Origin of the sequence: Pseudomonas sp. MWU12-2319, from assembly GCF_023242525.1 — a bacterium.
Lineage (GTDB): Bacteria > Pseudomonadota > Gammaproteobacteria > Pseudomonadales > Pseudomonadaceae > Aquipseudomonas > Aquipseudomonas gingeri_D.
In genome coordinates this window covers 159,884-172,817 of the sequence record NZ_JALJES010000003.1, presented here as the reverse complement: position 1 = coordinate 172,817, position 12,934 = coordinate 159,884, and the positions used below count along the sequence as shown (strand labels likewise).

At 61.1% G+C, this 12,934-nt stretch carries 6 protein-coding genes; 4 read left to right on the top strand and 2 right to left on the bottom strand.

What is annotated here, in order from left to right; genetic code table 11:
• Positions 1-2: 2 nt before the first annotated feature.
• Positions 3-3,677 carry a DUF6543 domain-containing protein gene (locus M5C01_RS06320; RefSeq protein WP_152737682.1) on the bottom strand — a complete coding sequence of 1,225 codons (3,675 nt, stop codon included), beginning with the start codon at positions 3,675-3,677 and terminating at the stop codon, positions 3-5.
• Between the two features lie 251 nt (positions 3,678-3,928).
• Here M5C01_RS06320 and M5C01_RS06315 point away from each other — a divergent pair, with 251 nt between their 5' ends.
• Entirely contained in the window at positions 3,929-6,232 is a 2,304-nt protein-coding gene (locus M5C01_RS06315) for a YgiQ family radical SAM protein (protein ID WP_103495682.1), read from the top strand.
• A gap of 135 nt (positions 6,233-6,367) precedes the next feature.
• Here the strand turns inward: M5C01_RS06315 and M5C01_RS06310 are convergent, their stop codons facing one another.
• A complete protein-coding gene (locus M5C01_RS06310; RefSeq protein ID WP_103495660.1) occupies positions 6,368-7,747 on the bottom strand; it encodes an ATP-binding protein in 1,380 nt (459 codons plus the stop codon).
• A gap of 316 nt (positions 7,748-8,063) precedes the next feature.
• On the opposite strand from M5C01_RS06310, the gene M5C01_RS06305 reads away from it, so the two are divergent.
• The 3 genes from M5C01_RS06305 (at position 8,064) to M5C01_RS06295 (ending at position 12,900) form a co-directional block, all read left to right on the top strand.
• Positions 8,064-8,984 carry an NAD synthetase gene (locus M5C01_RS06305; protein WP_152737681.1) on the top strand — a complete coding sequence of 307 codons (921 nt, stop codon included), beginning with the start codon at positions 8,064-8,066 and terminating at the stop codon, positions 8,982-8,984.
• Positions 8,984-9,442, top strand: coding sequence for a hypothetical protein (locus tag M5C01_RS06300; protein WP_152737680.1), 459 nt, complete (start codon positions 8,984-8,986; stop codon positions 9,440-9,442). The genes M5C01_RS06305 and M5C01_RS06300 overlap by 1 nt, the downstream gene beginning before the upstream one ends.
• A 182-nt stretch (positions 9,443-9,624) precedes the next feature.
• The gene (locus M5C01_RS06295; protein ID WP_177098575.1) at positions 9,625-12,900 is read left to right on the top strand and encodes a transglutaminase family protein; all 3,276 of its coding nucleotides are present in this window, start codon (positions 9,625-9,627) and stop codon (positions 12,898-12,900) included.
• Positions 12,901-12,934: the final 34 nt, after the last annotated feature.

The following is a 12,934-nucleotide window of genomic DNA, read 5'->3' as shown; positions in this document are numbered from 1 at the left end:
GCTCATTCCTGGCTTGACGGTGGCTGGCTGGGGCTTGGGGTTTCCAGGCTCGTCTCGGGCGCGGCGAAGGTGATGCGTGTCCCCGCTTCGCTATAACCGTAATTCCAGCGCAGCTCTTCATCGGCGGGAACGTCCCGGGTGGTAAAAAAACCGCTCAGGACGAAGGGTTCCAGACGTCCCTCGGCGATCTCCACATCGACGGGGAAGGTTGCCCCTTCGACGTTGTAGCCGCTGCCGGCTTGCCGGACCGGGAGGCGGCCCTCGTATTCGAAAATGGAATTGATGCGCGAAATGATGTTGTCCCCTGTCAGCACCAGCCGGTCCCATGTCGGCTTGTCGGGAAGGGGGCCGGGCAGCACATCGATCACGAACGGATCCCGGCGGGCATTGCTGACGTGAAACGGGATGAAGTTACCGCCATACACGCCGATCGCCTCCCCGGCGCTCAACGGCTTTCTGGCCACCACCATGGCTTGGCCGATCATGCTGCTTTCCTGGGGAAACTTGGCATCTTCCGCAGTGAACTGCCGCAGCAGCAGCTTCTCCTCGTAGAGCTGGGCAACCGCTTCATGATTCTCCCATTTCAAGTACGGCAGGATATCCTTGGCCTGGTAACGCACTCCCGAGTCGGTGATTTCGCTCATGTGCTGGATTTTTCTGATGCGCAGCGGATTACCCGACAGGTCCCGCAAGGGATAGCGGCCATTGTTCACGCGGTCATACTCACCCATCCGGTTGGGCTGACGCTGATAGGACTTGATGGCTTTCATGCGCAGCAGGTCTTCACGGGTGAAGGGCTCTGGTTTGACGTACTCAAGTGCCGACACCATGCTCGTTTCGCTCAACTGGATCTTGCTGTGCCCCGGCCCCGGGGCACCGCCTTTCAAGCCGATGGCGGTGTTGATTTCCCAGTGCCCGTCCCTGCGCCGCAGCACCGGGCGATAAAAGCGAAAAGGGTTGCGGGCGTCGATCAGTTTCCAGCCAAGAGCTGAAGGCTCGACCTGGTAATAGCGCTCGCCTTCCTCGATGTAGTGTCGGGAGAAGGCTCCCCGATACAGGTCGTCGCCCAGCGCCGTCAGGTCGCTCGGTGGCGTTTTCTGCGCGAAGTGAGTATCCAGTGGGCGGCCGGGTCGGTAAGGCGGTGAGATCGGGGAGGCCGGAATCCGCCGTACGCTCGTCGGCGAAGCCCCCAACTGAGTGATTTTTTGAATCAGCGATTGCTTGAGGGGGCGGGTTCGATTCGCGCCGCTGAAGCCCAGGTTGTCGAGTTCGGTTTCGGGTAGGGCGTGCCCGATGGCCGAGTAGAGGTCGCTCGGTGCCAGGATCTGCTTGCCGTCGGCATCGTAGACTCGATAACGCGAGTCTTCACGGAGCAGGCGCCTGACGGTCGCTGCGGAGTCGTTCCCGACACTGGCGATCGGCGGGTCGGCCAGTGTGCCCGAATACAGCTCCAGGCGAACGTCGCCTGACCAACCCGGTAGGGCTTCAAGGGTCTGGAACGCCAGTTGGTCCGAGGCCGGGTTGAATGTCGTGTGCAGATAAAGGCCTTCATGAAGTCGGGCGGTATCCACGTTCTGCATGGAGAGCTCGGCTTCGTCTTTCAGATAGGACAGCAGGCTTTTCTGGTTCAGGATTTGTCGGGCTTCGACTGGGTTGATGGATTTTTCCAGGGCTTGCACATAGCTTTTGGGCAGGTTCGGAAAGTCCTGTCGGATCTGCTCGGGCAACGGTCCTTCGACCTGTTCGCTCTGTTGATAAAGGTCCTCGAATTGTTCCGGTGTATGTTGCTCGGCAGTAAAGGAAAGGGCCGGGCTGTCGTTGTTCGGGGGGCTTCCCTGCAATCGCTGATGCTGGATTTGCCGGTCGAGCTGGAAGCGTTTCACGGTATCGATCAATTGCGCCGGCGGCGCCTGGTTCTCGCGATGAAGTTCAAGCAACAGGTTCGAATCGCTTGCGCTGGCGTGCAGGATCGGCGCCAGGTCTTCGGGCGGGGTGCCTGCTGCGACCGGCCCCAATCGTCTGAGTCGCTTCAGGTCGCTCCAGTCTTGGGGTTTTTCATGCAGGGTACGCCAGGCCCCGCTGCCGTTTTGCAACAAGGGCGGTGAATACGCCCAGGGGTCATCGGGGTGTCGAATGGACCATCCGGACGGGGGCGCGACAGTGCCGACCTCATAGAGTTGTTCATCCAGCGATAGATAGTGCTTGCCTTGATGGTGATACAGGCCCTGTTCATCGGGGAGCAGCGTTTCAGGGAGTTCAAGGGATTGGCGATAGGGGCTCAGGTCCGCTTTCCACAAGGCAAAGCGGTTGGACGACAGCTTGACCGGCAGCAGCGAGTTGACGAAACGCCCGGCCTTGACGGCGCCCGCGCTGGCGCCCATGAACGCGACCTGTTCGGCGACGTCCATCAGGTAGTTGAGTGCTTCCACCTTTTCGTCGCGCCTCCAGGCGTCGAATCCTTGATAGGCCTCCTTGATCAGTTGTGCCCCCGTGAAGATCAGCAGGACGTCGCCTATCACGGGGATGAACGAGGCCGCGAGGAGCAAGGCACTGAGGCCGGCCTTTGCGTAGGCCGCCCGCAGTTCTTGACGGGCTTGGGTATCGATATCCGCGGTGGGGACCACAACCTCCCGCCCATGTCGCTCGATCTGTCGCACGCGCTGGTCGCGCAGGCTTTTGAACACGTTGCCTTTGATGGGGTGCAGCGCCAGAAACACAGGCTCGGCCCACGGAATGGGACCGGTCTTCGGCGCCCATTTTTGCCGCAGGGCCCGTCTGATCATCTGGTCGAGCAGCTTTCCCTGATGGCTGAGCGGGAGGAATCGTGAAAAGAACTGTCGGTAGCCGGGCGACAGCAGCCTGCGGTTCAGTTCGTCTTCAAAATCCTTGATTGAGCCGTAGCGTGCCAGGGGGCGGATCGGGTCCTGGGGTATGTAGACGATGCACGGACTTGTCCCGTCTTCGGCGTCCAGGCCGATCACCAGCACCTCGCTGACGTCCATGCCGAGGAACTCGAGCTGCGAGCAGGGTTGGGTGCCATAGCGGACAACATAACGATCGTGCAGTACGTCGAGCAGTGCCCGCTGGCAGGCTGTCGAGATCTCTTGCTGGATGACGGCCAGGTGTATCGCTACGGCGAAGGCGTCCTTGTAACTTTTGATCAGGACATCCTGGGTGGTGCCGTCGACAGTGCCGTCGGGTTGGGTGGGCACCGCAAGAATGGAGCGCAGGTGAATCTGATACAGGCTGCCGAAGTCCAGGTTGCGACAGACCAGGGCGAACTCCTCGGGTTTGATCGGGGTTTTGCCGTCTCGGGCCCCTGGTGTCAGGTAAATCCCCGAGCCGGCACCGAAGGCGTCGGCGCTGGTCAGCGATTCGTCGAAATTGTGCAGGGCCGCTGACAGAAGCGTTTGCTCGGTGGTCGTGCCCTGGACCGATATCAATCCGAAGAAATAGTCGTTTTTATGCTCGTGAACAAAAGTCGCCTGTTCGACATCCAGGGTGAGTTGGAAATTGACGGTGATGGCGTGCTCCAGCAACGGTTTGACGAATTGCACGGGCGATTGCAGTTTGGCCATCATCTGCCGGACTTCATGTCGGGAATTGCTGCTGGCTATCAGGCTCTGGCGCAGGGCGTCGCGTTGTTCGCGGGAAGCCAGGAGCAGCCAGGGGGGCAAATGATTTTTGATCACCTCGAAATGAGACTGTTGGTTCGGGAGCGGGGGAGGGGATGGAATCATGACGGTAGCCTTGCCGGGTTTTTGAGGCTCCAGCTAACGACAAGGTGGATGTATGGCTGCACTAGATAGTTGTCGGCCTGTGCTCGGCGGATGGGCGCGGGTAAAACCCGACGGTTATCGTCGGACTTGATCAAAATTTGTGCTATATTCCGCGCCCGCGAATTTTCATCTCGACACCGGTCATCGCCATGCAAGCAGCCAAGCCGTTATTTGACTATCCCAAGTACTGGGCCGAATGTTTCGGGCCCGCGCCCTTCCTGCCCATGAGCCGGGAAGAGATGGATCAGCTTGGCTGGGATTCCTGCGACATCATCATCGTCACCGGTGACGCCTACGTTGACCATCCGTCCTTCGGCATGGCGATCATCGGCCGGCTGCTGGAGTCCCAGGGCTTCCGCGTCGGGATCATTGCCCAGCCGAACTGGCAGTCCAAGGACGACTTCATGAAGCTCGGCGAGCCGAACCTGTTCTTCGGGGTCGCGGCCGGCAACATGGACTCGATGATCAACCGCTACACCGCCGACAAGAAAATCCGCTCCGACGACGCCTACACGCCAGGCGGCCTGGCCGGTAAACGTCCGGATCGCGCCAGCCTGGTCTACAGTCAGCGCTGCAAGGAAGCCTACAAGCATGTGCCGATCGTCCTCGGCGGCATCGAGGCTTCGCTGCGCCGGATCGCCCACTACGACTACTGGCAGGACCGCGTGCGCAACTCGATCCTGATCGACGCCAGCGCCGATATCCTGCTCTACGGCAACGCCGAGCGGGCGATTGTCGAAGTCGCCCAGCGCCTGTCCTACGGCCACAAGATCGAAGACATCACCGATGTGCGCGGCACCGCGTTCATCCGTCGCGACACGCCGGCGGGCTGGTACGAAGTCGATTCCACGCGCATCGACCGGCCGGGCAAGGTCGACAAGATCATCAACCCGTACGTCAACACCCAGGACACCCAGGCCTGCGCCATCGAGCAGGAAAAGGGCCCGGTTGAAGACCCGCAGGAAGCCAAGGTCGTGCAGATCCTGGCCAGCCCGCGCATGACCCGCGACAAGACCGTGATCCGCCTGCCGTCGGTGGAAAAGGTCCGTGGCGACGCGGTGCTCTATGCCCACGCCAACCGCGTGCTGCACCTGGAAACCAACCCGGGCAACGCCCGTGCGCTGGTGCAGAAGCATGGCGATGTCGATGTCTGGTTCAACCCGCCGCCCATTCCGATGACCACGGAAGAAATGGACTATGTGTTCGGCATGCCTTATCAGCGTGTCCCGCACCCGGCGTATGGCAAGGAGAAGATCCCGGCCTACGACATGATCCGGTTCTCGGTAAATATCATGCGTGGCTGCTTCGGCGGCTGTACCTTCTGCTCCATTACCGAGCACGAAGGGCGGATCATCCAGAACCGTTCCGAAGAATCGATCATTCGCGAGATCGAAGAGATCCGCGACAAGGTGCCGGGTTTTACCGGGGTGATTTCCGACCTCGGCGGTCCGACTGCGAACATGTACCGCATTGCCTGCAAGAGCCCGGAAATCGAATCCGCGTGCCGCAAGCCGTCGTGCGTGTTCCCTGGCATCTGCCCGAACCTGAATACCGACCACTCGTCGTTGATCCAGTTGTATCGCAGCGCTCGCGCGTTGCCAGGTGTGAAGAAGATCCTGATCGCTTCCGGCCTGCGCTACGACCTTGCAGTCGAGTCGCCGGAGTATGTCAAGGAACTGGTGACCCACCACGTCGGCGGTTACCTGAAGATCGCCCCGGAGCATACCGAGGAAGGTCCGCTCAACCAGATGATGAAGCCGGGCATCGGCAGCTATGACAAGTTCAAGCGCATGTTCGAGAAGTACTCCAAGGAAGCCGGGAAAGAGCAGTACCTGATTCCGTACTTCATTGCCGCGCACCCGGGCACCACCGACGAAGACATGATGAATCTGGCGCTGTGGCTCAAGGGCAACGGCTTCCGGGCCGACCAGGTGCAGGCGTTCTATCCGTCGCCGATGGCCACCGCCACGGCCATGTACCACTCGGGCAAGAACCCGTTGCGCAAGGTCACCTACAAGAGCGACGCGGTGACCATCGTCAAGAGCGAGGAGCAGCGCCGGTTGCACAAGGCGTTCCTGCGCTACCACGATCCGAAGGGCTGGCCGATGCTGCGCGAGGCCTTGCAGCGCATGGGCCGTGGCGACCTGATCGGGCCGGGCAAGGACCAGTTGATTCCGCTGCACCAGCCGGCGACCGACAGCTACCAGAGCGCGCGCCGGAAGAACTCGACACCGGCCGGCAGCCACAAGGTGGCGAAGGACACGACCACCAAGATCCTCACCCAGCACACCGGCCTGCCGCCCCGTGGCAGCGATGGCGGCAATGCCTGGGACAAACGCGAACAGGCCAAGGCCGCCGCGTTTGCCCGCAACCAGCAAGCCGCCAAGGAGCGTTCCGACGCAGCCAAGGGCAAAGGCAAGAAGCCGACCCGCAAGCCGGTGGTGCCGCGCTGAGGCGTTAGCTTCAAACGCTAAGTGAAATACAAAACGCCAGCATCGCGCTGGCGTTTTGCTGTGTGTTCAACGTGGTTTTTTCGACAGCATCAGGTCACAGGAGCCTGTGTTCCACGTTAGCTTTGCCGGTATTGATTATTTGAGCACTTCCCAGTATCCGCTTTTAGTTGGGCCTACATGTCGGATAGTCCCGGATACCCGAAGCTTGTTCAGATGATATTTGACCCCATCAGAGCTCAGTCCGAGCTGCCTTGCCAGTTCGTAGCGGGTAGCGGCAGGTTGCTGGCGCAATAGCTCTACAATTTTCTCTCGCACCGTCCCCGGACGAACTTCTTGGGTAGTTTCTTGGGTAGTTTCTTGGGTAGTTTCTTGGGTGGTCAGCGCAGCATCTACTCGGTTCGCTGCCAGTTGTACCGGATCGGCTCGGAAAGTGAGCATCAGCCCAGACAAACCGTCATCGAATAGAGGTGGCGGAATACCGTGTTTGCGACACTCACTGAGGATCTTTTCGATCCCCCGTCCCCAGGACTCCACATAGCCAGCGCGGAAAAATGCTGACGCCAGAAGTGGATTGAATGGATGGGACGGATGTTTCGCCAGCAGTTGCTCCTGCGTCCAGCGATCCGGCAATTGGCCTGGGTTCCAGATCACGATTTGATGTTCATAGACGCTTATCTGGATTGGGATGCCGCTGGCGTAATCTTTGTGGATCACCGCGTTGAGCAGAGCTTCACGCAAGGCCTGCAAAGGGAACAGATATCGCTCCACGCGCTGGATACCTTCGTAACGGATATACGCCTTGAGGTATTTGCTGTGCAGTAGTTCCAGGGTCTTTTCCACTTGGCTGAACAAGTCGCCGTGGATTTCGTCCTGATAGCGCAAATCGTCGTCGGTGATGAAAAAACCGAGTTTGATATAGGCACCAGGTACGAAGCGCTCGGGCTGAGTGCCAAACAGGAGCGCGGTCGCCCGCTTCAGGTATTGGCCTTCTTCCAGTTGCAGGCTGGCGAGCAAGACGATGTCACTGTCTCCAAGCACGGCTTCATCCACCCGCCCACTCTTGGCGGCTCTGGCACGGAACCCTTGAAACGCGGTGGCTTGGCAGTCGTCGAGAGTCAGGCCCGGTAGAGGCACGCCATCCCAGTGCAGGCCCTGTTTGCGCAGTAGAAAGCGCGATAACGCAGGGCCTTTCAACTCCTGCTTGGTACTACCGCTGCGGTAGTGGTATTCACCCTTGTAACTGACTGGGCTGGGATAGGCCGGCACCACAATTTCCAATAGGTCTTTACCTGCCTCTTCACGCAGATTCACATCTACCATGATGCCGAGTACGTCGCGGACCTTATTGGGAATATCCTCCAGCAGGCGGGCGGCATCGGCCAGACCGACGGGGTTTCCAGAGTCGCTGCGCCCAATTTCCAGCACTCCGCCCTCGGCATTGGCGAAACCGCATATCCACTTCAGATAATCGTCTCGCCACGTGGCCTTCCATTCCCGCTGTTGGTGTTCACTCATGCCAATCGAATCCTTCCTGTGAGGAGTGCCTTGATTGGTCGCGTCATAATCGAGGTTCCCGAGCCGACCATCGTTGCCCACCTTTATCGTGAAGGCCGTAAGAATATCATCGCGCCCATATGGAATATGCCTCGACCTTGTCAGCGGATTTCTCTACGTCAACCTGCGAGCCCTCAGGAGAGCGTCGCGAGTTTCGAAGTCCTCGTTGAAAGCCGGGCGTTAGCTTGGTGCTGGCGTTTTGGTTTCTATCGGAGACCTGTTTCGTTTGCTAAGGTGCGGCGAATTTCCCAGCGCTCGATTCAAGGATGAACACTGCATGAGCAACCCGCTCCCTGGCATCGGCATGGATTCCAGCCCCTCGCAATTCCTCGCCCGCCAACGCATCGAAAGCCAGATCAACCTGCCGAAGCTCTTTGCGGCGATTGATGCCGACCCTGGCATCGTTGGGGCCGGCGTGGTCTATATCGACGCCGACTTCAATGTCGTCACCCTGCGCGAATTCCAGCCGATCTGCAGTATCCAGCCCAAGCGCATCATCTTGCGCGAGGCGCAGAAGTACATCGCGCCGGTGCAGTTTGCCCAGCAGGTGCAGGACAATCCCCGTGAGTCGCGTCTGGTTGGAGAGGCCATCAATACCACCTTGTCCTGCGCCGGGGCGGTATTGGGCTGGATTGTCGTGCTCAGTGGCTCGGTTGCGGTTCCCTTCAGTGCCGGGGCCAGTTCGGTGGTTGTGGTTCTGGGTTATACCGCCGCGGCCGCCAGTTCGGTGCAGTGTTTCGCCGGGAGCATCCGAACGGTGGCGGAAGTGGTCAACCCATCGTTCAACGACAAACTGGACAGTGAAGAGTGGTACCAATATGCCTCGATTGGCCTGGACGCGGCCTCGCTGCTGGGCGTAGGGGCTTCCACCTTGACCACTATAAAACTGGTGAAGGTGGCCAAGGCCACTACCGGTAAGAGTCTGCGTGAAGTGTTGCGCGGACTGACGCGCCAGGAAAGGTCGAAGTTGACCAAGGAGTTGCTCAGCATCAACGATCCACGTTTGACACCGAAGATGCTCAAACTCAAGCAACTGGCTGGAGAACTGCCCAAGCGCTTCACCCCAACCGAGCTGAAACACGCCACCGTCACCCAGATCAAGGACTCCCTGAGCGCGGCGATTGGCCTGCTCGGCAGCGGTTTGTCGGGTAATGTCAAAACCATTGCGGTCGGTTTGTACGAAGAGTTGGAGGAGTGATGGACGACCTGAGTCTGCCGCGTTTTCTATCGCGTTATTTCCCGACCTTTATCGGCGGTATTTTCGCGGCGCTGTTCTCATTGGCCTGTGCTATTCCGTTGGTGGCGGCGTTCTATTTCGCTGGGTCCTCACTCGGCGAGCAGGCGACCTGGTCGGTCGTGGGGGGCGCGGCGGTCACACTGGTCGTGGTGCACTGCAATTTCATGGTGGTGCGCGGCAGGCCGCAGTGGGTGTGGGGATTGGTCGTGGTGCTGGTGGTGTGCCTGTTGAGCGTATTGCCGACCCTCGAGGATCGTCCGCATAAAGTCATCTATGCACTGGCTGTGCTGTTTCCGCTGCTGGGACTGCTCTTGCTCAACAGCAAACGCCACCGCGAAATGCGCAGCAAGCTCGTCGATATTCGCCACCAACGCGAAGCCCTGAAAAATGCCCTGAAGGCCCGGCGCAAACCACGCTGAGAACGTCGTTCGACCATTCGCCCCGTTTCTGTGCGACTCTCTGCACTACGCCCTCAAGCTGGCGCCATTCTGGTGCTGTGCTTAGCTGAGCGAGCACGACTCACGCCGAAAGCGCAGGACTTGGCCAAGTGGCATAAGTCTTGCGCGCACAGGTATAAGCCCAGGCTCGCAGGAGGCACGCCGTGTCGATCCATGTCGCATTGCACCATGTCACGCATTACCGCTATGAACGCGCCATCGAGCTCGGTCCGCAGATCGTTCGCCTGCGTCCGGCGGCCCACAGTCGCACGCGGATTTTGTCCTATGCGCTGAAGGTCCAGCCCGAGCAGCATTTCATCAACTGGCAACAGGACCCCCAGGGCAACTACCTGGCGCGGCTGGTGTTCCCGGAAAAAACCACGGAACTGCGTATCGAGGTCGACCTGGTCGCCGAGATGGCGGTGTTCAACCCGTTCGACTTTTTCCTCGAGCCCTACGCCGAGAAAATCCCGTTCACCTACGCCGCCGATGAAAAGCACGAGCTGTCGCCCTATCTGGAAAAGCTGCCGCTGACGCCCAAGTTCCAGGCCTACCTGGACGGCATCGACCGCACGCCGTTGCCCAGCGTGGACTTCCTCGTGGCCCTCAACCAGCGCCTGAGCGAAGACATCGGCTACCTGATCCGCATGGAGCCGGGCGTGCAGACGCCCGAGCAGACCCTCGTCAACGCCTCCGGCTCCTGCCGCGACTCGGCCTGGTTGTTGGTGCAACTGCTGCGTCACCTGGGGCTGGCGGCGCGTTTTGTCTCCGGCTACCTGATCCAGCTCACCGCCGATGTGAAAGCCCTCGACGGCCCATCCGGCACCGAGGTCGACTTCACCGACCTGCACGCCTGGTGCGAAGTCTATCTGCCGGGTGCCGGCTGGATCGGCCTGGACGCCACTTCCGGGCTGTTCGCCGGGGAAGGGCATATTCCGTTGGCCTGTAGTCCCGATCCGTCGTCAGCGGCGCCAATCAGTGGCCTGGTGGAACCTTGCGAGTGCGAGTTCAGCCATGAAATGTCGGTAGAGCGGATCTGGGAGGCGCCGCGCGTCACCAAGCCCTACACCGAGGAGCAATGGCTGGCGATCCAGGCCCTGGGCCGACAAATTGATGCCGATCTGCTCGAAGGTGATGTGCGCCTGACCATGGGCGGCGAGCCGACCTTCGTCTCCATCGACGATCCCGACGGCGCCGAGTGGAACACCGCCGCCCTGGGCCCGGACAAACGCCGGCTGTCCGCCGAACTGTTCCAGCGCATGCGCAAGCGGTATGCCCCGCATGGCCTGGTGCATTTCGGCCAGGGCAAGTGGTATCCGGGCGAACAGCTGCCGCGCTGGTCGCTCAACAGCTACTGGCGCCGCGATGGCGTGCCGATCTGGCATAACGACGCGCTGATTGCCGATGAGCAGGAAGATTACGGTGCCGACGGCGAAATGGCCGGGCGTTTCCTGGCGAGTGTTGCCGAGCGTCTGAAACTGCCGAGCCGCTTCGTCTTTCCGGCCTACGAGGACAATTTCTACTACCTGTGGCGCGAGGGGCAGTTGCCGATCAACGTCACGGCCACGGACCCACGACTGGATGACGAGCTGGAGCGCGCGCGGCTGCGCAAGGTGTTCTCCCAGGGCCTGGACAAGGTCATCGGCCAGGTGCTGCCGCTGGCCCGCACCGCCGCCAATGACCATTGGCAGAGCGGGCGCTGGTACCTGCGGGACAGCCATTGCCGGCTGGTACCGGGGGATTCGCCGCTGGGTTATCGCCTGCCGCTGGCGTCCCAGCCTTGGGTGACGGCGGCGGAATATCCCTTCGTGCACCCGACCGATCCGAACCAGGATCTGCCCGAGTTGCCGGACACCGCCGCCCTCAAGGTCCACGGCGAGCCCGTGGTCAGCGAAGAGCGGGTGCCGAAGATCGACGAGTCCGCCGCCTGGCTGACCCGCACCGCCTTGTGCGCCGAAGCCCGGGGCGGGCGCCTGTACCTGTTCATGCCACCGCTGGAGCGGGTCGAAGACTATCTGGAGTTGGTCAGCGCCATTGAGGCCACCGCCGAGGAGCTGCATTGCCCGGTGTTGCTGGAAGGCTACGAGCCACCCCACGATGCGCGTCTGGCAAACTTCCGGATCACCCCGGACCCGGGCGTGATCGAGGTCAACGTACAGCCGTCCGCCACCTGGGACGAGTTGGTGGAACGCACCGAGTTCCTCTATGAGGAGGCGCGCCAGACCCGCCTGACCACCGAGAAATTCATGATCGACGGGCGCCATACCGGCACCGGCGGCGGCAACCACTTTGTCCTTGGTGGCGCCACGCCGGCGGACTCGCCGTTCCTGCGCCGTCCCGACCTGCTGCGCAGCCTGATCAGCTATTGGCACAATCACCCGTCGCTGTCCTACCTGTTCTCCGGGCTGTTTATCGGCCCGACCTCCCAGGCGCCACGGGTGGACGAAGCGCGCAACGACTCGCTGTACGAACTGGAAATCGCCTTCGCGCAGATGCCGCAACCGGGCGAGGAATGCCCGCCCTGGTTGGTGGATCGGCTGTTGCGCAACCTGCTGATCGACGTGACCGGCAACACCCACCGTGCCGAGTTCTGCATCGACAAGCTCTATTCGCCGGACGGTGCGACGGGCCGCCTTGGCCTGCTGGAACTGCGCGCCTTTGAAATGCCGCCCCACGCGCGCATGAGCCTGACCCAGCAACTGCTGTTGCGGGCGCTGGTGGCGCGGTTCTGGCGCGAACCCTATGCACCGCCGAAGCTGGCGCGCTGGGGCACCGAACTGCACGACCGCTTCCTGTTGCCGCACTTTATCGAACAGGACTTCGCCGATGTGATCGTCGATCTCAACGCCGCCGGTTATCCCCTGCGTGCCGAGTGGTTCGCGGCACACCTGGAGTTCCGTTTCCCGAAAGTCGGCGATTACGCGGTCAACGGCATCGAGCTGGAAGTACGCCAGGCCCTCGAACCCTGGCATGTGCTGGGTGAGGAGGGCGCGGTCGGCGGCACGGTGCGTTATGTGGATTCGTCCCTGGAGCGCCTGCAGGTCAAGTTGAGCGGCCTGGCGCCGCAACGCTATCTGCTGACCTGCAACGGCGTGGCGGTCCCGCTGCAACCCACCGGGCGGGTCGGCGAATTTGTCGCCGGCGTGCGTTATCGCGCCTGGCAACCGGCCAACTGCCTGCAACCGACCATCCCGGTTCATGCGCCGTTGGTGTTCGACCTGCTCGACACCTGGATGCATCGCTCCCTGGGCGGTTGCCAGTACCATGTCGCCCACCCGGGCGGGCGCAACTATGAGACCTTGCCGGTGAACGCCAACGAAGCGGAAAGCCGGCGCATGGCGCGGTTCTTCCGCCTCGGCCACAGTCCTGGCACGCTGCCGGTTCCGACGTTGAAGATCAACGACGAACTGCCGATGACATTGGACTTGCGACACACATAAATCTGACAGGGCGCACGGAGTTTTCGCGTATCCG